This is a genomic window from Bacillus sp. JNUCC-22 (assembly GCF_018861275.1).
Lineage (GTDB): Bacteria > Bacillota > Bacilli > Bacillales > Bacillaceae > Bacillus > Bacillus velezensis.
The window spans coordinates 3,821,699-3,844,609 of record NZ_CP076408.1; the positions used below are offsets into that span (position 1 = coordinate 3,821,699).

General features: G+C 45.2%; 23 protein-coding genes. 2 read left to right on the forward strand and 21 right to left on the reverse strand.

Annotation, left to right across the window (positions count from 1 at the left end; genetic code table 11):
- Window positions 1-169: 169 nt before the first annotated feature.
- The 6 genes from JNUCC22_RS18720 to JNUCC22_RS18745 all read right to left on the reverse strand — a co-directional run bounded on the left by JNUCC22_RS18720 (window position 170) and on the right by JNUCC22_RS18745 (window position 5,442).
- Window positions 170-1,858, reverse strand: coding sequence for an RNA-directed DNA polymerase (locus JNUCC22_RS18720; RefSeq protein ID WP_139337727.1), 1,689 nt, complete (start codon window positions 1,856-1,858; stop codon window positions 170-172).
- A 286-nt stretch (window positions 1,859-2,144) separates the two neighbouring features.
- The gene (rlmH, locus tag JNUCC22_RS18725; RefSeq protein WP_033574293.1) at window positions 2,145-2,624 is read right to left on the reverse strand and encodes a 23S rRNA (pseudouridine(1915)-N(3))-methyltransferase RlmH; all 480 of its coding nucleotides are present in this window, start codon (window positions 2,622-2,624) and stop codon (window positions 2,145-2,147) included.
- Between the two features lie 80 nt (window positions 2,625-2,704).
- Window positions 2,705-2,875 (reverse strand): CxxH/CxxC protein, encoded by a 171-nt coding sequence (locus JNUCC22_RS18730; RefSeq protein ID WP_004393147.1) that lies wholly within the window; start codon window positions 2,873-2,875, stop codon window positions 2,705-2,707.
- Window positions 2,876-3,028: 153 nt separating this feature from the next.
- The gene (locus JNUCC22_RS18735; RefSeq protein ID WP_168796716.1) at window positions 3,029-3,199 is read right to left on the reverse strand and encodes a hypothetical protein; all 171 of its coding nucleotides are present in this window, start codon (window positions 3,197-3,199) and stop codon (window positions 3,029-3,031) included.
- 319 nt (window positions 3,200-3,518) lie between these two features.
- Window positions 3,519-4,682: a hypothetical protein gene (locus JNUCC22_RS18740; RefSeq protein WP_216061999.1), complete on the reverse strand. Its 1,164-nt coding sequence runs from the start codon at window positions 4,680-4,682 to the stop codon at window positions 3,519-3,521.
- A 10-nt stretch (window positions 4,683-4,692) separates the two neighbouring features.
- Window positions 4,693-5,442: a YiiX/YebB-like N1pC/P60 family cysteine hydrolase gene (locus JNUCC22_RS18745; RefSeq protein WP_007407878.1), complete on the reverse strand. Its 750-nt coding sequence runs from the start codon at window positions 5,440-5,442 to the stop codon at window positions 4,693-4,695.
- 182 nt (window positions 5,443-5,624) lie between these two features.
- On the opposite strand from JNUCC22_RS18745, the gene JNUCC22_RS18750 reads away from it, so the two are divergent.
- On the forward strand, window positions 5,625-6,605 hold the full coding sequence (locus tag JNUCC22_RS18750) for an aldo/keto reductase (protein ID WP_033574291.1): 981 nt from the start codon (window positions 5,625-5,627) through the stop codon (window positions 6,603-6,605).
- Window positions 6,606-6,634: 29 nt separating this feature from the next.
- Here the strand turns inward: JNUCC22_RS18750 and JNUCC22_RS18755 are convergent, their stop codons facing one another.
- The 8 genes from JNUCC22_RS18755 to JNUCC22_RS18785 all read right to left on the reverse strand — a co-directional run bounded on the left by JNUCC22_RS18755 (window position 6,635) and on the right by JNUCC22_RS18785 (window position 13,455).
- On the reverse strand, window positions 6,635-7,108 hold the full coding sequence (locus tag JNUCC22_RS18755) for a GNAT family N-acetyltransferase (protein WP_033574290.1): 474 nt from the start codon (window positions 7,106-7,108) through the stop codon (window positions 6,635-6,637).
- A 37-nt stretch (window positions 7,109-7,145) separates the two neighbouring features.
- Complete coding sequence (locus tag JNUCC22_RS19655; protein ID WP_004393139.1) at window positions 7,146-7,280, reverse strand: hypothetical protein; 135 nt, start codon at window positions 7,278-7,280, stop codon at window positions 7,146-7,148.
- Window positions 7,267-8,382, reverse strand: coding sequence for a response regulator aspartate phosphatase (locus JNUCC22_RS18760; RefSeq protein ID WP_216062000.1), 1,116 nt, complete (start codon window positions 8,380-8,382; stop codon window positions 7,267-7,269). Before JNUCC22_RS18760 ends, JNUCC22_RS19655 begins: the two co-directional genes overlap by 14 nt.
- A gap of 130 nt (window positions 8,383-8,512) precedes the next feature.
- Window positions 8,513-9,403 carry an arginase gene (gene rocF / locus JNUCC22_RS18765; RefSeq protein ID WP_007407883.1) on the reverse strand — a complete coding sequence of 297 codons (891 nt, stop codon included), beginning with the start codon at window positions 9,401-9,403 and terminating at the stop codon, window positions 8,513-8,515.
- A 73-nt stretch (window positions 9,404-9,476) separates the two neighbouring features.
- Entirely contained in the window at window positions 9,477-10,877 is a 1,401-nt protein-coding gene (locus JNUCC22_RS18770; protein ID WP_015240944.1) for an amino acid permease, read from the reverse strand.
- Window positions 10,878-11,100: 223 nt separating this feature from the next.
- Window positions 11,101-12,306, reverse strand: a complete 1,206-nt coding sequence (locus tag JNUCC22_RS18775) for an ornithine--oxo-acid transaminase (RefSeq protein ID WP_004393130.1) — start codon at window positions 12,304-12,306, stop codon at window positions 11,101-11,103.
- A 229-nt stretch (window positions 12,307-12,535) separates the two neighbouring features.
- Entirely contained in the window at window positions 12,536-13,171 is a 636-nt protein-coding gene (locus JNUCC22_RS18780; protein WP_043020862.1) for an SdpI family protein, read from the reverse strand.
- Window positions 13,168-13,455, reverse strand: coding sequence for an autorepressor SdpR family transcription factor (locus JNUCC22_RS18785; protein ID WP_015240946.1), 288 nt, complete (start codon window positions 13,453-13,455; stop codon window positions 13,168-13,170). Before JNUCC22_RS18785 ends, JNUCC22_RS18780 begins: the two co-directional genes overlap by 4 nt.
- A 204-nt stretch (window positions 13,456-13,659) precedes the next feature.
- Here JNUCC22_RS18785 and JNUCC22_RS18790 point away from each other — a divergent pair, with 204 nt between their 5' ends.
- Window positions 13,660-15,045: a sigma-54 interaction domain-containing protein gene (locus tag JNUCC22_RS18790; protein WP_216062341.1), complete on the forward strand. Its 1,386-nt coding sequence runs from the start codon at window positions 13,660-13,662 to the stop codon at window positions 15,043-15,045.
- Between the two features lie 41 nt (window positions 15,046-15,086).
- Here the strand turns inward: JNUCC22_RS18790 and JNUCC22_RS18795 are convergent, their stop codons facing one another.
- From JNUCC22_RS18795 to JNUCC22_RS18825, 7 genes are all read right to left on the reverse strand, one after another.
- Window positions 15,087-15,806: a cupin-like domain-containing protein gene (locus tag JNUCC22_RS18795; protein ID WP_007407887.1), complete on the reverse strand. Its 720-nt coding sequence runs from the start codon at window positions 15,804-15,806 to the stop codon at window positions 15,087-15,089.
- 13 nt (window positions 15,807-15,819) lie between these two features.
- Window positions 15,820-17,445, reverse strand: a complete 1,626-nt coding sequence (locus JNUCC22_RS18800) for an ABC-F family ATP-binding cassette domain-containing protein (RefSeq protein ID WP_039063865.1) — start codon at window positions 17,443-17,445, stop codon at window positions 15,820-15,822.
- Between the two features lie 27 nt (window positions 17,446-17,472).
- Entirely contained in the window at window positions 17,473-18,663 is a 1,191-nt protein-coding gene (locus JNUCC22_RS18805; RefSeq protein ID WP_014306161.1) for an MFS transporter, read from the reverse strand.
- 18 nt (window positions 18,664-18,681) lie between these two features.
- A complete protein-coding gene (locus tag JNUCC22_RS18810; RefSeq protein ID WP_039063866.1) occupies window positions 18,682-20,004 on the reverse strand; it encodes a periplasmic substrate-binding domain-containing protein in 1,323 nt (440 codons plus the stop codon).
- Window positions 20,001-21,008, reverse strand: a complete 1,008-nt coding sequence (locus JNUCC22_RS18815) for a ThiF family adenylyltransferase (protein WP_039063867.1) — start codon at window positions 21,006-21,008, stop codon at window positions 20,001-20,003. The genes JNUCC22_RS18810 and JNUCC22_RS18815 overlap by 4 nt, the downstream gene beginning before the upstream one ends.
- Before the next feature lie 231 nt (window positions 21,009-21,239).
- Window positions 21,240-22,658, reverse strand: coding sequence for a sensor histidine kinase (locus JNUCC22_RS18820; RefSeq protein ID WP_216062001.1), 1,419 nt, complete (start codon window positions 22,656-22,658; stop codon window positions 21,240-21,242).
- Window positions 22,655-22,864 carry a winged helix-turn-helix domain-containing protein gene (locus tag JNUCC22_RS18825; RefSeq protein ID WP_025285567.1) on the reverse strand — a complete coding sequence of 70 codons (210 nt, stop codon included), beginning with the start codon at window positions 22,862-22,864 and terminating at the stop codon, window positions 22,655-22,657. Before JNUCC22_RS18825 ends, JNUCC22_RS18820 begins: the two co-directional genes overlap by 4 nt.
- Window positions 22,865-22,911 lie beyond the last annotated feature (47 nt).

Here is a 22,911-nt window from a genome sequence, read left to right on the forward strand (position 1 = left end):
TTAGTATTATTTGTTAACATTTATAAATGTTATTTTCTCTCCCTCATTACATAGAAATAGCTAAAAGGTGCAGAAGTAGAACAGCATATGCAATCTATGTTAAAAAAGGCAGTCATATTGGTAAGAAGGACCCCCTATTTAAAAAAGACACTTAATAAGTGTCTCTTAATTAGCGCACATTAACGAAACTCACTTTATTCGCTAATAGCTCTTTAAAGAACTTTGTAATGTCCTGGTCACTATTTTCATGTTGCCATGCATAATTGATTGGAGATTCTACTTTTTTTAATTTATCAGCATTAAAGAAGATAGATTGTTTCACTCCATTAGCATACTTCTTGTATAGATAATCTTTATATTTCAAATACAGTTTTTTCCTTTTATCTGAATTTATTCTATTGATAATATGATACTTAAAGAACCAATGCTCTTCTTGCCATGAAGTTGAGTTTTCGAGTTTCGATTCTAACGTTTCAAACAACTCATCATTGATATTATTTTCACCTTGTAATAAGATTTCAAAAGCTAAGGTAGAACTTAAATCATCCATTTTCAATATAGTTTCTAATAATTGTTCTATTGGACAAACAATTAATATGTCTAGATAATAGAAAATACTAAACAATGAGTATAACTCTTGGCTAAAGCCTAGATCTATGTATCTATTAATATTGTTTTGAATTTCTCTCTTTATATCTTTTATACCGAATCTCACTTCATCATGTTTGTTCAAAACATCCAAAAACTCCAAATAATTAACGGTTAAGTCAGGTTGCATTAAAACTAGATTAAACAGCTTGTTCAACATAGGCATTGTAAATGCTTCTCTATCCAATTTATCTTTACTTATGCTATCTTTTAACGCTTGGAACATTAATTTTAGGGAACCCTTGTACCCTTCTCTTTCTTTAAAGATACACTCTTCAATAAAATTATAAATTCTTTTTCGTTGAGTCTTGACTGCTCCATCATCATTAGAAAAATAATCGAAAAAGAAGGCTGAATTATTTCCATCCTGGAAAGGAAAAGAATCTGTTTGATTTTTCTCAACCTTAATCTTTAAGTTTAGACTAGTTAGTTCCTTGTTAAGGTCTTTATAGAATAAATCCTTCTCACTATCATCATTATATGGAAACTCAAAATCATCCACATATCTTACATACTCATATCCATTTAATTTTTCATCGAGTTTACACATATAAATCTCTGCAATTAATCTTGATGCAAAACTCCCTGTGGGGAGACCATGAGTCTCACCTATCTGGCATCTTTGAATTAGATTATCAAGGGCATTGTAATATATTTTTTTGTCTCTTTTCTTACTCTTTGCTTCTGTTTTCCCCACTAAAACCCAAGGAATTGAATGAGTGTACACACTAGGATAAAAGTTTTGAATGTCTGTTTTAAATAGTTTCCGCTTTCCTATACGGTTATTCTCGCGTCTAATCTTACTTGTTAAAAATGAGGAACTATAAAATTCACTAGATAATGACTTGTTACTCGCTCCTAAGATAGCAATATATTTATCTTTGTTATCGATAAGATGCTCACAAAGACAAATATAAGAATAAATATTAGGTAGTTTGAGAACCCTTCTTTCATTTTCGTTTTTATAGATTGACAGCTCAACAGGTACTGTTTCTTTGAAGGAATTAAATTTCACTTTATCATTCAAAGATAAGTATAGCTCGTTCAAGTCGTTAGTATTGAACACTTTCTTAAATACCATATTTGAAAGGATATAGTCTTCTCTGTACAACCTTGGTTTGTATTTAAAATCAAAATAACCATACTTCAAGAGGTATTCCATAGAAAAATACATTCCAAATTTAAATTCATTTAACCAATTTAGTCTCACCACTCTTTTTCTCCTTTTTATTACATAATTTTATCATAGTTTATGAACAAGATATTCTTCCTCATTTTAAAGATGAACTGTATTCTCGAACCAAAATTCCATATAATAGAACATCTATGTACTAAATGCTTTGTTCTATGTATTACGGACTTAACCATCAGAACAACAAAAAGACTTTTTACACCCTATAATTCATAAATTGTTAATAAAGGTAATTCTCCAAGCAAAATAAGCATTAAAGAAGTTGAACTATTCTTTGATGCTTTCTCCTTAACTAACTATGTGCTCACTTATGATAAGGCTCCCCACGATTAATCCGAAACGCGCGATAAATCTGCTCCACTAAAATCAGACGCATGAGCTGATGGGGAAATGTCATCTTCGAGAATGACAGTTTGTCGTCTGCCCGTTTCATGACGGCGTCGCTTAGGCCGAGTGAGCCGCCGATGACGAAGGTGATTTTGCTTTTTCCATAAGTCGCCAGCTTATCTATTGTATCGGCCAGTTCTTCGGATGTTTTCATTTTTCCTTCGATGGCAAGGGCGATGACGTGGGTGTCCGGGCTGATTTTGGCCAGGATGCGATCGCCTTCTTTGTCTTTGACGATTTTCATGTCTTGGTCGCTCAGGTTTTCCGGCGCTTTTTCGTCCGGGAGTTCAATGATGTCGATTTTTGCGTAGGCTGAGAGTCGTTTTTTGTATTCTTCAATGCCTTGCTTGAGGTATTTTTCTTTTAGTTTTCCGATTGTCACAATATTGATATTCACAGGTCATCCCCACTTTAGAAACAAGTTATTCATATATATTGTCCACAATTGTGGATATCTTTTCTGTATTTTGTGTAGGATCATTCGTTCCCTACTAGATATGTTGCAGTGTCCCCACATAATTCACAGGCTGTGGATAAACTGTTAGTATGTTCGATTTTTCTGATTTCGGGCGGAAGCTCATGATCATCTATGTACATGTCCAGCACGGTTTCGATATGTTCTTCACAAGAATAATAAGCGGTTTTCATCGTTACGTCCTCCGGTTTTCTTTTGCACGCGGCAATTGTTCTCTTTTCAATATAACCTATTTATACACATGTTAGTAGTGCTTCGGGCTGAGTTTTATCCACAATTCGGCAAATCACGCGCAAAAAGAGCCGGCGTTTGCAGCATCCGGCTCTTTACGTGTTTTCTCTTTTTTCTAAGCGAAGGACGAACAGAATTCCTAATAGACACGCCAGCAGCGTACAGCATACATCGATCCAGTCCGGCTTTCCGCCGTTTAAAAAAGAGTTGGTTATTATGGAAACCAGGAGAATGGTGACAGTCACCGCGGCAAGCTTTTTCTTCATCGGCTCCCTCCTTCATCTGACTGTCTTCTGCTTTTACGGTTCAAATTCCTCTATCTCTATGTTCGGTCGGCTTTTTTCTTGCTATATAGCCTGATTAAGAGGGTCACAACGATATATACAATCATAATCAATGCCCCGTTGCTCACATCAGGGTATCCAATCAATATATTCATTATGACAAAAACAATGGTTATACAAATGACGGACAACAATAAGAAGATACTGAATGATTTCAAATGAACACCTTCTTTCTTGCGATAACGTTTCATTATAAAAAGCTTACCGAAAGCGGTAAGCTCTTCCGAAATGTTTATACTCTTCAAAACCCACCCATCACCTGCACATCATACAGCTTGAGATGGCTTTTCGGCGTCACGATATCTTTCAGGTTCGGGATGGTCAGGTCGTTCAGCCTTTTGCCCGTTTTCAGGTCGAAGGATTCGATTTTGGCGGGCTTTTTGTAGCTGTACGTAAACAGATACAGCTTTCCGTTTTGATGGGTCAGCTCTTTAAAGTCGGCTTTCATTCGTGATGCGGAGAGCTTGAAGGCCTTTTTGCTTTTTCCGGTCTCAGGGTTGATGCGGTACACGTTTCCGAAGCCGTCAACGAAATAGAAGCTGCGCCGCTCCATGAAAAAGCTTTTTTTGAAGCTGAACGGCATGGAGTCATAGATCGTCTGTTCGTCATTTTTATAAGCGGCGATGTCATACGTTTTGATGGCGTCGCTGTTTTTCATGACTTTCACCATTTGATAGATGTGATCTGCTTTTTCCCCTCTGGTGACAAAGCAGACGGCGCTGTCGTCCGCGGCGAGCTGGGATTCGACAGACGTGCCTTCTTTATACGTCCACGTCGCGATTGATTTTGTATGGAGCTTCTCTTTATCAGCCTGAATGTCTTGGACGTGATAGCCTTTTTCGTCATCTGTCGGCGTGAGCGCGAAAAGATGATCTTTAAAAAAGCCTGAAGCGCGGATATAGTGCGGAATGACGTCTTGCTTCCACCTGCCGTCCATCTGGCGGTACAGCTCTGAGCGATAGCTGCCGCCGCTCTTGTCGTAGCCCGAATTATACAGCGTGTAAAAGCCTTTCGCCCGTTCGATATATCCCGCGCTGTCTCCCGTATGCTGGTACGCTCTTTTATATGTGTGAAGGCCATTTTGAACGGTGTAGATTCCTTTTTTGTCCTCCAGCAGCACGCTGCCGTCATGCACTTTGGCCGATCCGAGCTCAAGCCCCTTCATGTGATAAGAAGAAAGCCGTCCTTTGTCATCGGCGAAGAGGGCGTAGCTTTTTCCGCCGCCGAACGTGTCTTGATCAGCCGCCGTGGAGAAGTACAGCAGCGCCTCTTTATCTTTCAGAAAATCAGGGTCATTTAATGTGTCTCTCGCAACCTCCGCAGGGTCTTCCGTGCGGAAATAGAAGAAGCATAAAACCGCTGCGGCGGCGATGATCACTAAGGGTATCCAGATGATTTTTTTCACGTTGTTCTCCTTAGTGAATGGTCAGAATCGTGGTCGTGTAGGACGAGCTTGTGATGTCGCGCGGGTATACGCCTAAGCCGCCATTAGAGTCGATATCAATCCCGGCTTTTAAGAGGAATGCCGACCACAGCAGTTTTGAGCAGTTTTTGGCGCCTTCATGGCCCGTATTTCTGTTATTGACGAAGTTGAAGGAGTACTCATCACCGACTCTTGATACAGCCCAGTCAGCGGCGGCTTGTTTTTGGGCATCGGTAACTTTCACGGTCTGAACGATTGAATTGTCTTCGACTTCTCTGCCGTTATAAGCAATCTGGCGGACACCGTCTCCCGGCACGGATTCCACAATTTTATCAGCGGATGAATACATGCCGACATGCCCGTGGTTGTAATAAGCGGTGTATGAGTTCGTGTAATAAATATTGCCTTTTGTGCTTTTCGGAAGTTTTTTGGTTCCTGACGATCCGCCCATCGCAGAGAGCCCTTCTTTGGAAGCGATTACATTTCCCTGCACCTTGTCTGCCGTGATTTCTTGATGAAACTGCTTGAGAATTGCTTCTGTTGAAACGTGCTTCTGTTTGGCAAGCTCTTTGGCGGATTGGAGAACGTCTTGAGGAGTCGTGCCCTGCTGAAGCTCTGCGATTTCTTTTGCGTAGCGGGCTGTTTCTGTTTCTTTCGCTTTTACATTCATACCGGAGAATGACAGAACCATGGTGAATGACAGGGCAAACGGGAGGACGGCTTTGAACAGCTTTTTACACATATTACTTCGCCTCTTTTCTTTGAGTATAATTTTTCCACATTTGTATTATATGACGGAATTGCGATAAAAAAATAGATAATTTACAGATTTTTAAAAATTTTATAACAATATGTAAATCATATGCATAAATCATTTTCAAATATCAGGAAATCCGGTTATCATACAAGAAAGGGGGAGGACATATGAAGGACAGAACGATCGGTTCGATGCGGGTTTCCGCAATGGGGTTAGGGTGCATGGGCATGTCGGAATACTATGGCAGCCAGAGTGAGGAAAAGTCGATTTCCACCCTGCATCATGCCGTTCATCTCGGCGTGAATTTGTTTGATACGGCTGATCAATATGGATTGGGTGCAAATGAAGAGCTTGTCGGCAGAGCACTCGCCCCATTCAGAAAGGAGCTTTACCTCGCGACGAAATTCGGTTATGTCCGAAGCGAAAAGGGTGAGTTTATCGAAATTAACGGACGGCCCGATTATGTGAAAAAAGCGTGTGACGCCAGTCTGAAACGCCTTGGGACGGATTATATCGACCTTTATTATCTGCACCGGGTTGATCCGCGGGTGCCGATTGAAGAAACCGTCGGCGCCATGAAGGAGCTGATAGACGAAGGAAAGGTGAGATATATCGGATTGTCAGAGGCTTCCGCAGAAACGATCAGGCGCGCCGTCCGCATTCACCCGATTGCCGCGCTTCAATCGGAATATTCTTTATGGAGCAGGGAAGCAGAGGAGCATGTGCTGCCCGCCTGCCGTGAGCTCGGCATTTCATTTGTGCCTTACAGTCCGCTCGGCAGAGGTTTTCTTTCCGGAAAGATGACGTCGACCGAGCAGCTGGATGCCGATGATTACAGAAGAAGAACGCCGAGATTCCAGGGAGACAATTTGGCGGTGAATATAGGGCTCGTCCAAAAACTTACCGCCATTGCCCGGGAAATGAATATCACCGCGCCTCAGCTTGCGCTCGCATGGGTTCTCGCAAACGGCGATGACCTCATTCCGATTCCGGGTACAAAAAAGAAACACTACTTGGAAGAGAACCTCGCCGCTCTCGACATTGTGCTTCCGGAGGATGTGAAGGCGCGGTTGGATGAGATGTTTCCGATCGGAACGGCGGCCGGCGAGCGTTATCCGGAACAAATGATGACATTGTTAGATGAATAACAAAAGAGGCCCATCGTGCGGGCCTCTTTTCATGACAGCTTTTTGCTCATGATGACATCCGTCTCCAGAAATCCCGTCTTCTCATACAGCTTCCGCGCCGTTTCGTTATGAGCGAACACATGGAGAGAAATCTTGCGGACACCCAGGTCTTTGGCTTTGTCCTCCAGCCTTGCGAGCGCCTCTTTTGCATAGCCTTTGCCGCGGAAAGGCGGATGAAGGCCGAAATCATAAATAAATGCGCCCTGCTGCGGGTGGTCCGGATCGGCGTGCAGCCACAACCAGCCAGCATTTTCCTTTCCGTCCAATGTCAGCGTCCATAAATAGTGATCGGCTGTCTCCAAGCCGTCTGGAAGCAGGTCTTCAAACGCCAGCTCCGCTAATTCCGGCGCTTCGTCAGGCAGCCACGTTCCCGCTTTTACCTTTTCTTCAGCGTAATGCTTGGTTGAATGAGCGAGATAGGACTGAAACTCTTGTCCTGTCATCGGCTGCAGCGTGATAGCCATTGAATCACTCCTTACACGAAAGCGATATCATGCAGTATTATCCGAAGGCTCCGTTTTCCGCCGGTTTTATGATTTGGTCGGCTTGTGCCGTTGAACCAGTTTGTGCAAATAATCCAATCGAAATGAGACTTGCCAAGGCTGCTGAGAGTACAATGAATTTACATGTTTTCATTACGAATCCCCTCCGTTAATCTCAAAATTTGGTCATTGGCATCAATTGATTCCTGAAAATACTTCGCCGCCGGTTTGTATTTCTCCTGTTTTTTAAAATGCGCCGCGGCCTGATACGACAAGTCGGAAACGTCACTCCACAGCTCTTTCCTTCTTAACTCGGCGAAAGCTGATTCAAGCGCTTCTTCATTGTTGTCAATAAAGACATGCTGTAAGATGCGCAGCTTTTCGGTGTATACGGGCTCGTTTTTTTCTTCAGCGGCATTCAGCGCTTTATGCAGCCAAAACCGGCCCTCATCCGTCTGTTCCTGTTTCAATAACACTCTGGCCAGCATGTACAGACTCCGCACCGAATACGCTGATTGCAAATGCTCCTTTTGATCGAGAGCCGTTTCAAACTCGACCCGCGCCTCCTCAAGCTTTTCCTGTCTTTCATAGCAAATGCCTGCGTTAAAGTGGGCGAGCGCCTCAATATGCGGATCGCCCGCTTTGGCGGCTTGATGAACCGCCGTCTGCAGGAGCTCTTCGGCTTTCTGGTAGTGAAACAAGTCCATTCTGTTACAGCCGATCACCATTAAACACTGTGCTTCTCTGACCGCGTACATTTCATTGGCTTTGTAGATCTCCAACGCTTTTTCCGCGTGGTTCATCGCAAAGTAGTTTTGGCGGATTTCATAGTAGGCAATCGCCACTTGATAATTAAACTCGGCTCTTTCAATCTCATTCGGTATGTGCCGGAGCCTGCTTTCAGCAATCCGGTAAAAATTAATGGCGTTCATAAACCGTTTACGGTAAAACTCGTGCATTCCGGAAAAGAAATAATAGTAGTATTGAATCATCTGATCTGTTTTTTCTTTATCGGCGTTCAGCTGGATCGTTTTTAAAATGCCGTCTGTTTTCTCATACTCTTCCATCAAAAGCTTGTAGCGGGAATCAATTAAATTAAAATAAAGGAGCACCGTTTGATTTTGTGTCATATTTTGCAGATCCGTAAGCAGTTGTTCTCTTAACGCCTCAGCCGATTCGGTGTTGTGCTTTTTGATTTCCTCATACCAGTCACTGATTTTTTTCGCAACTGTTTCGTGGGCCATCACTTCAGCCATCTGTCAGGACACCTCCCTTTCCCATTTTGTGTAATAAATATATCATATTTACAGGTTCAAAAAGAGGGTGGCAGCCCGCTAGTTTCCTCGTGGCAACAAAAAAACCTCCGCAGGTGCGGAGGCGCATATTTTATAATAGTTTTTTTCCTAACAAAGATTCCACCAGCTCGACCGCTGTTTTGCCGGTTTTGTTTTTGTGATCGAGGATCGGGTTGACTTCCACAAATTCAGCTGAAGTGATGATGTCGGCATCATACAGCATCTCCATTGCCAAATGGCTTTCACGGTAGCTGATGCCGCCGACGACAGGTGTGCCTACGCCGGGCGCGTCGCTCGGATCAAGGCCGTCGAGGTCAAGGCTGAGGTGAACGCCGTCACAGTCTGACAAGTAGTCAATGGTTTCTTCAATGACCTTTGTCATGCCGAGGCGGTCAATCTCATGCATCGTATAGACCTTCATGCCTGTTTCCTTAATGTACTCACGCTCGCCTTCATCAAGCGATCTCGCGCCGATGATGACGACGTTCTCCGGCTTGATTTTCGGGGCATACCCGCCCAGGTTCACCAGCGTATCGTGCCCGACGCCGAGGCTGACGGCCAGCGGCATTCCGTGAATATTGCCTGACGGCGATGTTTCCAGGGTGTTTAAGTCGCCGTGCGCGTCGTACCAGATGACGCCGAGCTGTTTATAGTGCTTTGCCGTTCCTGTCAGCGTTCCGATCGCGATGCTGTGATCGCCGCCCAAGACGAGAGGGAACCGCTCATTCTCAATGACGCTGTCCACCTTTTGGGCGAGCTGCTCGTTCCCCGAGAGCACAGAGTTCAGATTTTTCAGCTCTTCATCATTTTTGAGTTTTTCACGATTGACGGGGATGTCGCCTAAGTCTTCCACCGCATACCCCATGTCAGATAACCGTTCAATGAGATGCGCATAGCGGATGGCGCTCGGGCCCATGTCCACTCCGCGTCGTGCTTGTCCTAAATCCATCGGCATTCCAATAACTGAGATATTCTTGTTCATCCGTTTTTCCACCTCAACATGTTGTATGTTGTCCTGTGCGGGTTTCTCAAAGATGACTTGGACACGAAAAGATTTAAAGCTCTATCTGTTTTTCTGACTGCTTATGCTTCTTTACATACAGATGATAGACGATAACGCACACCGCCATGAACGGGATGCCGCAATAAAGGGCGAGCCGCTGTTCTGAATCAAATGCGAGGCTGATCAGAACAACCGTGTTTAACGTCAGCCCGATAATAGGCAGCACCGGGTACAGCGGTGTTTTAAACTTCAGGTCTTCCACTTTGCCGCCTTCGCGGATGTATTTCCGTCTGAACATCAGCTGTGACAGGGAAATCGTAATCCAGCCGACCTGCGCGCTTAGTCCGGCTAATGATAAGAGAAACATATAAACGGTTTCCGGCGCTGCCACTTTAGACAGCAGTGACAGGCAGGCGACGGCCAGCGTCACGATCAGAGCGTTCATCGGCACGCCGCGTTTATTTATTTTGCCGAGCGATTTAAAGGCTTGTCCTTCGTTCGCCATGGCATATAAGATACGCGTCGATGCAAACAGGCCTGAGTTGGCCACTGAGAGCAGCGCAATTAAGATAACAAAGTTCATAATATCGGCGGCATATGGAATACCGATTTGTTCAAACACCACGACAAACGGGCTTTCGACCACTCCCGCCTGCTTCCAAGGAATCATCCCGGCAATGACGATGATGGAGAGAACGAAAAAGACCAGCGTTCTCCATACCGTCTGCCGGATAGAGCGCGGAATCGTTTTCTCGGGATTTTCACTTTCTCCCGCGGCAACCCCGATCAGCTCCGTTCCCTGGAACGCGAAGTTTACGGTAATCATCGTAATAAGCATAGCCTTAATGCCGTTCGGAAACAATCCATCCTCATAAAAATGAGAGAAGAAAGGAGCCTGCTCGCCGTGTTTCATGTCAATCAGGCCGAACATGGCGGCGCCGCCCAAAATAATAAACAGCAGAATGACTAAAATTTTAATACCGGAAAACCAAAATTCCGACTCAGCGAACGCTTTTGTGGTAATAGCGTTCAAAAGAAACATCAGTCCGACAAACACGAGGCACCACACCCATACGGGAACATGCGGAAACCAGCGGAGCATCAATTGTCCCGCAGATAAAAACTCAATGGCGCATGTCACCGCCCAGCCGAGCCAGTACAGCCAGCCGAATGCGAAACCGAAAGCGGGGCTGATGAATTTGGTTGCGTACGTCTGAAACGACCCTGATACGGGAAGGGCAACCGCAAGCTCGCCTAAGCAGAGCATTGTCAAAAACATTATAAAACCGCCGACCAGATAAGACAGAACCGCGCCCAGCGGTCCCGCCTGGTTAATTGTAAATCCGGTACTCAGGAAAAACCCGGTGCCGATCACTCCGCCCAAAGAAATCATAAACAAATGGCGTGATTTCATTGTGCGCTGAAGCTGATTCTCTTTTTGATTTGTATTCACTATTCTGCACCCCTTCAGCAACTTGTATTGGAACCAAGCCGGTGCTTTGAAACCGATTTGCTGTCCAAAGAGCCTCTATTTGTATATGAATGTTATATGAAATTCATTTTCGTACATAAAGATACATTATACTAAAATACTGTCGCCGCGCAAATAGAGTGTGCTGAATTTTTTATTTGTAAATTCCATACAAGCCGAGGGAAAGCATTGCCGCATCAAGGTTTTACGCGTTTTGAAGCACGTTTGTGATCTTTTGGATCGCCCAGTCCAAGTCTTCCTTGGAAATCATTAACGGCGGTGCAAAACGGATCACGGTATCATGTGTTTCTTTGCATAAAAGCCCTTCGCCTTTCAGCTTTTCACAGTACGGGCGGGCCGCTTCTGTCAGTTCAACGCCGATAAACAGGCCGCGTCCGCGCACGTCTTTTATGATCGGGTTATCGATTTTCTCAAGCTCTTCTTTAAAATAACGGCCAAGCTGAAGGGAACGCTCTGCCAGCCCTTCTTCCTCAAGGACTTCAAGAGATGCGAGCGATACCGCGCAAGCGAGCGGGTTTCCGCCGAATGTCGAGCCGTGGGAACCCGGGTTAAACACACCGAGAATGTCACGGTTCGCCGCAATGCACGAAATCGGGAAGACGCCCCCGCCGAGCGCTTTGCCTAAGATGAACATATCCGGTACGATATTTTCCCAGTCAACCGCGAATGTTTTCCCTGTGCGGCCGAGTCCCGTCTGAATTTCATCAGCGATCAGAAGCACATTTTCTTCCTTACAAATGGCGGCCGCTTCTTGTAAAAATCCTTCCGGCGGAATGACGATGCCCGCTTCTCCCTGAATCGGTTCGAATAAGAAAGCGGCTGTGTTCGGCGTGATCGCCCTGCGCAGCGCTTCTGCGTCTCCGTATGGAATTAATTTTATACCCGGAAGCATAGGTCCGAAACCGCGTTTATACTCATCTTCTGAAGAAAGGGATACCGCAAGCATCGTTCTGCCGTGGAAGTTGCCGATACACGCAATGATTTCCGCCTGATTATCCGCTACTCCTTTGACCTCATATGCCCAGCGTCTCGCCGCTTTGACAGCGGATTCAACGGCTTCCGCCCCCGTATTCATCGGCAGAATCATATCTTTTCCGGTCAGCTTGGCTGTTTTCTCATAAAACGGACCGAGCTGATCATTATGGAACGCGCGTGACGTCAGAGTGATTTTATCCGCCTGATCCTTCAGCGCCTGAATGATCTTCGGATGTCTGTGCCCCTGGTTCACCGCAGAATAAGCACTCAGCATATCCATATATTGATTGCCTTCAGGGTCTTTTACCCAAACACCCTGCGCTTCAGAAATAACAATCGGCAGAGGATGATAGTTGTTCGCGCCGTAATGTGAAGTTTGGCTGATAATTTCTTGAGATTTTGTGAAAGCTGACATAATCTGATTCCCCCTTGTTTTGTAATCATTCAACATTAGATCTTGCTTTCCCTTTTTATAAAGCAAGTTCCGTGCCAATCCGAAAAAACGGGATGTTTCGCCAACATTCTTTCTTTTCCCGCAAAATTTTCCGGCAGTTTGCGTGCAAACTTCAGCCAAGCGCAAAATTTTTTTGCGTTTCCCGCTGACAAAATAGGAGCAATCCAATTAGATTGCTCCTACTCAACAGTTATTTATTCAATTGTCTCTGATATACAATGTAAGAATATAGTAAAGATAATATGATACAGCCGATTGCAGCCATGAAAATGACTGACACTCTATACACCGGCGGCAAAAAAGCTGCAAGCATCATGAGCATGCCCGCTAAGACAAAAAGTTTCGAACTAACCCTGTGTGTATCCTTCCAAACTCTTTCACTGCTAAGCGTCCAAGGTGTTCTTATCCCTAAAAAGAAATTAGGCTTAACGATCTGAATGAAGTTTCCAAACACCATGAAAATGACTCCCACTATAAAGTTTCCTAAATAAGATATAGGGAGATTATATCCCAGGCCGGTCAAGATGGTAATCAGATTAATGACAAACAGAACCGCAAACATTGTATTAAATATAGCCATATATGGCCGGATAAATGTTTTGTAGTTATTTTTAGGATCAATCTTAGGGATGATAACCATTAAAATATATAGAATAATCATGATGCCAATAAGCATCATCATCGCATTAGCTTTCGTTTGGTAATCATTTGCACTTCCGTTTAATCCCCAGTGTGTCGCCAAATTGTCCGGTAAAGATGAATATGTGCAAACCCATGTGAAAACAGTTAAAACTATGATTCCTGCTGAAAAGAGATATTTTTTCATGATTCCCCGCCTTTCTTATTATCATGTTCTGAATCAGTCAGAGAAAAGAACCAGCCTATAAGATCCTGTAATACAGTGGTATTTAATGAATACATAATAAATTGGCCTTTCCTCTCATCGTGAACCAAATCAGTATTTTTCAATATGGTAAGGTGATGAGAAATACTGGGTTTTGACATGTCGAAGTGTTCCGCAATTTCACCAGCTGTCATGTCTTGTTTCTTTAATAAGTCCAAAATTCTTCTCCTTGTAGGATCGGCCAGTGCTTTAAAAGCTTTATTCAAAAACTTTCCCCCTCTCATACATACATAATTTAGATATTTAAGTATATATCTAAATATCAACCCTTTTCCTAAAAAAGTCAATGGTTTTATTACCTAAATTTCCATTTATTTTTAAACATTGTCCAAGCGCAAAATTTTTTTGCGTTTCCTGTTCGATTTATTTTAAAATAATGAATGTTAAGACGATTGAGAGGGGGAATTGACCTGCACACAACCAGCGAATTTTACACACTCGTGTTACAAAGCATTCTGGATGAGATTGATGTCGGACTGCATGTGGTGGACGAAAAGGGCAGCACCGTCATTTACAATAAGAAAATGATGCAGATTGAAGATATGGATGAACGGGACGTCCTGCATAAAAACCTGACTGATGTATTTATGTTTTCCAATCAGCAGGACAGCACGCTCGTTCAGGCCCTTCAAGAAGGCAAAACGATTAAAAACGTGAAGCAAAGCTATTTCAATAACAAAGGCCAGGAAATCACGACGATCAACCACACCTTCCCGATTGTGCAAAACGGCGAGATCAAGGGAGCCGTGGAAATCGCCAAGGACGTCACCAAGCTCGAACGGCTGATCAGGGAGAACATGCACAGGAAAGAACAGAACAGCTACACGTTTGACAGTATTCTCGGCAACAGCTCGGTTATTCGGGAAGTCATCGAAAACGCAAAACGGGCAACCCGCACATCATCATCGGTGCTTTTGGCCGGCGAGACGGGAACGGGCAAGGAACTGTTCGCCCAAAGCATTCACAACGGCAGCCAGCGCTCAGGCGCCCCGTTCATCTCACAAAACTGCGCCGCCCTGCCGGATAGCCTGGTCGAAAGTATTTTATTCGGCACGAAAAAAGGCGCCTTTACCGGAGCCATCGACCAGCCCGGCTTATTTGAGCAGGCGCAGGGAGGCACCCTGCTCCTTGATGAGATCAACTCTCTCAATCTCAGCCTGCAGGCAAAACTGCTCCGCGCCCTTCAGGAAAAGAAAATCAGGCGCATCGGATCAGCTCAGGACAAACCGATTGACGTCCGCATCATCGCCACGATGAATGAAGACCCGATCACCGCCATTTCAGAAGAGCGGCTGCGCAAAGATTTATACTACCGCTTAAGCGTTGTCACGCTGATCATTCCCCCGCTCCGGGAGCGCAAGGAGGACATTCTGCCACTGGCCGAAGTCTTTATCCAGAAAAACAATCACCTGTTCCAAATGCATGTCGATTCGATCAGTGACGATGTGCAGCGATTCTTCTTGGAATATGACTGGCCGGGCAACATCCGCGAGCTTGAACATATGATTGAAGGCGCCATGAACTTTATGACGGATGAAACGACGATTACGGCGGCCCACCTGCCTTACCAATACCGGATGAAAATCAAACCGGCTGACACGGAAACCAAAGCCGCCGCAAGCACCCAGCCCGGCACCGATTTAAAAGACAAAATGGAAAACTTCGAAAAATACATGATCGAAAAGATCCTGAGAAAACACGGCAATAACATATCCAAAACGGCAAACGAGCTCGGAATCAGCAGACAGAGCCTGCAATACCGCCTGAAAAAATTCGGTCTGGACCGGATGAAATGAATCCATACAAAAAAAGGCTGAGATGCTCCTCAGCCTTTCGTTTATATCTGATTGGCAAGCCGCTCTCCGGTAAACCAAAAGTTCTCACTCACTGCCAATGTATGTTCCGTATTCTCGACTTGATGCCACCAATGGCGCGGCGCGTAAATGATTTCTCCCGCCTTTTGTCTGAAACGGATCGGAGACGCCTTTTGCACCAGCGGTTTTTGCTCAATGTCTTTTTCATCAAAGACATTGATATTTCCTTCGTACAAATACGGAGAGTCGTCCGGATGATAGAAGATCCATTCCTTCTCCCCAAAAATGACGCCGTTCCACGCGTGCGTGTTGTTAAAATCCTGATGCAGCGGTGTGCCTGTCTGCTTAGAACCGAGAAAGAACCATTTCCAGTCCCGTCCCGTTTCTTCATCCGCTCTCAATGTGTCTTTTGTAAAATACTCGGGTGCGGAATAGACAAGGTCTAAGTCATTTTGGTTCAGCTGCGTAAAATTCCAGTCACAGTACCATTTGTCATCATTCTGATCAATGTACTCGATATAGTTGGAAAGCTTTACTTGTTTAAACGTTTTGACCCCTTCGATATCTGATTTCCGGATGGTGACCATTCTGTCCCCATAGTGTTCGTCAATGTATTCAAGCGTCCACGGCCTGCATTCCCAGTGATCCATTGCCCCCGTCAAAATAAAAGGTTTCTTATCAGCATACTCGCTTACAAAAAGATCGTACGATAACTCATTGATTGTCAGTCTGTCAATGGTCATATCCATTCCCCTTTTATTCGGCAATCTGCCGTTTTTTTTGTTTGGCGTAACTGTATGGACCTGAAAAGATGGTGACGTTTTGATTCTCAAGCCAGAAAATCTTGTTGAACTTCTCCAGCAGGTTTCTGTCGTGAGAAACGCAGATGATGGTGCCTTGAAACTGCATCAGGCTGTTTTCGAGAATTTCCTGAGATTCAATATCCAAGTGGTTGGTCGGCTCATCCAGGATCAGGACATTCAGCTTTTTTTCCATTAAGATGGACAGCTTCAGCCTGATTCTCTCACCGCCCGACAGGACGGAAAGTTTTTTAAAGACCGACGACCCGTAAAATCCGTACTTGGCCAGCATATTCCGGGCCATGCCCTCTTCAGTCAGCAGATTTTCTTTAAAAAATTGCAGAATCGTCTGGCTCGAATCTCCGACATGGCTCTTTTGATCAATGTAGCCTATTTTAAGATTTTCTCCCACTTTAATGGTGCCGTCCGACAGTTCTCTTTCCCCGATGATGCAGCGGATCAGCGTTGTTTTGCCGACGCCGTTTCTGCCGACGATGCCGATTCTGTCTTTATGCTTTATGCGCAGATTCACATTTTGATATAAAAGGGAAGATCCGTTGGTCACCTTTCCGTTTTCAATGAACACAATATCTTTTGAACCGGCGCCCGCTTCCTGAAATGCGTTTTTTAATTTTTGCTCCGTCCGGACCGGCTTATTGATCAGCTCAATCCTTCTCAGCGCCTTTTCCATATTATTCGCGCGTCTGTGCAGGCCGACAGACGGCGGATTCGAGCGGTTGGCCCAATCTCTCAGCTGGGCGATGGATTCCTTCATCTTCTGTATTTTTCTCTGCTGTTCTTCATATTTCTCAAACTGGGCGATGATGAATTCTTCCCGCTTTTTCAAGTATTCGCTGAATCCGTAAGGCCAAATCTTCACCTCGGTATCGTCAATCTCGAGCACCTTCATCGCCGTTTGGTCGGCAAACGTTTTATCGTGGGTCGTAAACAGAATGGTTTTGTTCGATTTTTTAATAAACCCTTCAAGCCACTCAATCGCATGGACGTCCAAATGGTTGGTCGGCTCGTCCAGCAGTATAACGTCGTCGTTGCGGATTAAAATTTCGGCAAGGCCGGCTTTTGTTTTTTCGCCGCCGCTCAGCTTTGAAAACGGCTGATCCTTTAATTCGCTGAGGCTGAGCCCGTTGCATACCTCGTCAATCATCGCATGCATCTGGTAGCCGTTGTTCCGCTCAAATGTTTCCGTGTATTGACTGTATTTTTCCAATAAAGCAGTCAGCTCGTCATCACTCATCGGTTCCGAAAGCTTCAGCTCAATGGCCTTCATTTCATTCTGGATCGCCGCGAGAGCTTCAAATGATTTTTCCAGATATTGATACAACGTCAGATCCTCATGGGGATCAGCGATCTGCTTCAGCAAACCGACCTTCGCCCCTTTGTTGATCGCAATCGTTCCTTCATCTGCCTCAAGCTCTCCGGAAAGCACCCTGAACAGCGTGCTTTTGCCGGAACCGTTCGGCCCGGCCACAAGCACTTTTTCGCCTTCATTGATGAAAAAAGAAACTTGTTTGAAAATGGTATCTCCCGCTAAATTTACCGTAAGATTATGAATATTCAGCAACTCACATCATCCCTTTGTCATTCTGGTTCAAAGCTCGACTTTATTCTGGATGGCGACGCTCGCTTTCAGTTTGTAAAAGCTGAGCATCATAAACAGCGACAATAAGATGGATAATACCCCGATTGCGGTCAGCAGCAAAGCTGAATCAAAATAGTCCGTTAAGAATCCGATAAACGGAAAGGCAATGAACATGAAGAGCGAGGTCATCAAACTGATAATGGACAGCAGCGTGGCTCTCGTTCTGGACGGAATCTCATTATTCACCACCTGACTGGATACGGGTTCTATCACATCATAGAGCGCGTTAATGACGACAAAAGCTGCAATCGTCACGTACAGACTGCCCGAAGGTATAAACAGGTAGGCCGCCCCGATGATGCAGAATGTCAGCAGAAGCACGCGCCTCGGCGTGAATTTTTCCGCCGGCTTGGAAGAAAAGATGGAGCACAGCGCCTGCAAGATGGACAGTCCCGCAAAAATAATGGATATATTGCGCACGGACAGCCCTTCCTGACTTAACAGATCTTGTCCGTACATATAAAAAACCGAGGTAATCGCAAAGAAAACGGAGAGTGACAGCACCAGATATTTAAAGGCTTTGTTCAGCCTGAAGAAATCTTTGACTTCTTTTAAGATGTCACCGACCGTCTGCGTTTCGTGTTCACTGTTTTCAAATTTGATTTCCGTCAGCTGTGTAATGACCGCCATTGCAATCAGCTGAGTGACAATCCCGGCGATAAACACATACGACCATGATATTTCCTGCAAGTAGCCGCCGATGCCCATGGCGATCGCAAGACCGAGTATGACAAGTCCGTTATAGTTTCCGATGGATTTGCCGTACCATTTTTCTTTCCCTTGTTCTTTCAGTGAATCAAACAAAAAGGCATGATCCGTTCCTGATATAAACGTCAGCCCGATACCGTATATAATATGGGCGATGAAGAGGGCGATGAAGTTGTGGAAGCTCAGGAACATCACCAAATAGACAATGACCATAAAATGGCCGAGCAAGAGCGATTTTTTTCTCCCGATTCTGTCCGAGATGACGCCGCTCGGCACTTCCGCCAGAAACATCGCCAAATTCAGGACCGATTGCAGGATGCCCACAAGAAATAATGAATAATTCATGCTTGTTAAATATAAAATCCAAATTCCCCGTTCGAAAAAGAAGTTTCCGAAAAAACCGGAGAAGTAAAGCAAATTTCGATTCCGCAAATGAATACCCCTTTCCAGCTATCTGCATTTAACATCATGAACAGAAAGGAGCCCGTCAGTCTTTACACTAAAACCCTCTATACATGGATCTTGCAGATACAGACTTTTCCCAAAACAAATTGGGCAATAATGAGTTGTATTCTCGAATAACCCAAAAAGTTCCTTCTTTTTTTCAGATCCTATGGCATCAATGATCGTTTTTTTCTTCTCTGGATCGCTGATGTCGCGGATGAAATATTTGATATAGCTCAGCTCATGCAGGTAAGCCGGCAGGAACAAATGGAGCTCAATATCAAACCCGCTTTTATCCATATGGTAATAATCATTGAAATGACTGACCTGGGAGACGGATACGTCCGCTCCGGCCCGCCGCAACAGATCAGCCAGCCTTTCAATGATCTCTCCGTTGGGATAATAATCGGCATAAACGATTCGGATCGGTTCTTCTTTTGTCAAAAGGGGCAGATCTTTCTGCGGTGTCCTCCCGCTTTCCCATATTCCGATCAGTGAATCAGTCGGTGTGATGATATGCCCCAAATCGCCGGCCAGCTTTTGTTTATCAAAATAATGCTGAATGAAAGTTCTCAGCATGTCGTCCTTTACCTTGAAGGTAAATAACATCGGCAAATGATTTTCTTTAAAATCAGCATACTGCCGATACCTCATGTTTGAATGATGAAACTGGGTGTGGCAGGTCACGTCCGTTTGATTCGCTTCGTACAGCCCGATGCTTTTTTCCAGATCATCATTCAAAATAAATTGGATGGTCTGAACCGTGCGGTCATCCGCGGGCGTCATTTTATATTGCGGATTCCGCTCAAATTCCAGCCCCTTCTCAAACGTGCGCTTGAATCGGTACGGGCCGTTTTCCGGCACATCGCCCCCGGCGGTCGCCGGAATCAGAAAGCTGCTCTGCAAAACGGCTTCTATTTCATCAGACGGCTCGTCCAAGGTGACTTCAAAGCGTTTTTCGCCTGTTACGTTCACCCCGAGCTGATCGGAAGAGACGAGGCCTTTTACATACGGAACGGCCTGTTTTATGTTCAGGAAACTGCCGAGATGGGGGCTTTGATTTTCTTTCGTCAGATGATAGATGATCGTTTGAACCACACCCTCGGCGTCGCCTAAATAGTCCGGGTGAATGTCCACCTGACAGGTGCGGGGATCTTTGCGGATGATCCGGCAGTTATAGCCGTCCTGCAGACTTTCATACATAATGCTGCACATCATCTTGCTTGTGTAATCCTGCGTATCTAATGGGTTCAAGCGTATCGGGCTTGTGTCGATTTCTATTTTCAGAGGGTCGCCCGGTTTTCTCGCCGTACGATGCATCGTCTTCATAAAGCGCTTTCCTTTTGAGAAAGCTTCGTTTCTGTAATATGAAGGCCGTCAAAGTCCAGGCCGATGCGGGTATTCAGGGATTTCGGGCTTCCGCCTGCAAGGTATGTGATAATGTCATGAGACATAAACGAGGATATAATACCGTTTGTCGCTCCTAAGGAACCTTTGATCGGTTCATCGGGGTAACAGTTCAGAAGTCCGGCCGGCATGTTTTTTTCATAGGCGACACCGGATTGATAGGATTCAGGCGTGAGCAGAGGCCCCCATTGGCCGCTGAAGCTGCCGACACCCCCGGTCATAAACGCGATATTCCGCTCCTTACAATACCGGTAAACCCATTCAGAAATGTTATGGGGTTTGTCAGCAGCATTTATGACGATATCAATTTCATACGGATCTAACACACGCAGATCCTGCGGCTGTGTAATTTCCTGATGGTAAAGTGCTGCGTCCGCATGGGGATTGATACCCGCAATATAATCTCTGCATTCTGAGATCTTTAATTTGCCTACAGAAGATTTATTATAGACGAATTGTCTGTTCAGGTTATGTACTGATACGGCATCGAAATCAATGAGAATAAAATGCTGCATGCCCGCCGCCAAAAGATTTTGAAGAATGATCGTTCCGACGCCCCCCAGACCCACGATCGCTGCCCTGCTGCCGTCTAATCTGTTTTGGATCAGATTAGGGTTTTGGTTGTATTTCTCAAAATGGTACAGCTGCTTTTCAGTGATGCGGCCTTCACGGCCGTTTTGCCATGGCTCTATTAAAGCATCCAATTTCATTAACGCATCGAAAAACTGGTTTCCCGCTTCCTCTCCCAGAAGATCAGAAAGCTCTTGTTTTTCACAGCCGATGATCAGCCGTTCAACCGCCTCTTTGATCTCACTCGTATGCGCAAGCTTAATCGCCTTTCGATATTGAATGATAATATGCGCCGTGTAGGTCAGCACCTGCACGCTGTCTTTAAACTTCCAGCGCTTACAGTACGTTGACATCATGACATACCCCCTGAAAGATAATAACTCCCCAATGAGGGGAGTCACGGCTTTACTAGCAACGATGCACCAAGCTTGCTGTTTCTGTATCAAGATCAAGTTCTTCAATCTTCATCAGTACACACCCCCTTTACCAATAACTAGATATTATCACCAATATTGGAAAAGGACAAGTTATTTTTTGAAAATTTAGAATTTATATATAAATTGTGATTTTTCTTCCTTCTGCCCGGTTTATCCCGGCAGCCGGATGATGAACACGGAGCCTTTTCCCTGCTCACTTTTCACTTCAATTGTTCCGTTATGGCTGTCGATAATGGTTTTTGTAATGGCAAGACCCAGTCCCGCGCCGCCGGATTGACGGGATCGGGAGGTTTCCGCCCTGTAAAACCGGTCAAACAAATGAGGCACATGCTCCGGAGCGATTCCCGTTCCGTTATCTGCAATCATAAGCATGATTCCTCCGTCTTTCTGCAGGGAGACGGTGATGACACCCTTGTCTTCATCCGTATGCTGCACCGCATTGTAAAAGAGGTTGAGAATGACCTGCTTCATTTTGTCTTTGTCAAAAACGGCTTCTATCTTTTGATCGACAAAGAACTCGAGCTTCCGGTTTCTCGCGAGCAGCTTCAGCTGAGCCTCCATTTCCAAAATGACGTCTCCCAATGCGCCTTTTTTCATTTCAAAGCTCGGCACCCGGTCAATCTTCGCGAGAAACAGAAGATCCTCTATCAGCTTATTCGCCCTGGCGGATTCCGCGTACATGCTTTGAAGCGCTTTTTCTTTCTGCTCCGGCTTCTCCGCCGCTCCGCGCATTAACATTTCGATACAGCCGTGAATGGAGGTAAGCGGCGTTCTCAGCTCATGTGATGCGTCTGATATAAACTGCCGGATGCGCTCCTTCGCTTCTTTTTCCGCCTGAAAAGAGGATTCAATCCGTTCCAGCATCTGATTGATGGAGATACCCAATGACTCAATTTCGGCCTGCCTTTTATCAATCGGCAGCCGTTTATCGAGACTGCCGGCATGAATGTCACCCATCATACGCACAATGCGGGACAGCGGCTTGAGTGTGAGCCGGATCACCGGCAAAAACACAAACAGGCCGATGACCAAAGCCGCAAAGGAAAGCACCGCGAAAATGCTGATCTGGCGGAAAAGCGAATCATTCAGAGGCTGGGTCAGCGTGCTCATCTGCACAACTCCCGCCTGCCTTCCGTCAACGGAAATCGCCTGAAACACGACGATGATTTCCTGACCTGACTTATTGTGAGCCACCTGATAGTGAAGCGCCATGGTATCTGTCAGCGCATCCTGGTACACTTTTTTCGGGAAAGAAGGAGCGGCCCCCGCGTGCGGGTCTTCTGATAAAACAGACATCTTGTATGATTGATTGATAAAAGCAACCGTCAACCCGGGGTAAATCAAATTCGGATGAGCCGGTGTTTCGGAACGGGCAAGGGTTTTGATTGACCTCCATACGCTTTGATCCATTGAATTGATATCACTCTGAATGCTGATCGCCTGATTTTCATACATCGTCCGTGTCATAAACATGTACTGAGTGCCGCCGATGAAACATAACAGCAAAGCCAAAATCGCCAGTGACCTGAACAGGAGCTGGAACCGCAGGGTTCTGTACAGCCGTTTCATGCCAGATCCACCCTGTACCCGGCGCCCCGAACCGTGCGAATCACCTTGTGTTCTTTGTCCTTCAGCTTTTCGCGCAGAGAACGGATGTACACCTCGACGATATTGTCTTCCCCGAGGACCGTTCCGTAATGAAGCCCCATCGTTAAAGAATCAATGAGTGCAGACTCGCCGTCTGCACTCAGCTTGATGCCTTTCAACTTTTCCATGATGCAGTCTCTCCTTAGATGTATCAGCCTGTGTTTATTTTTTTCGC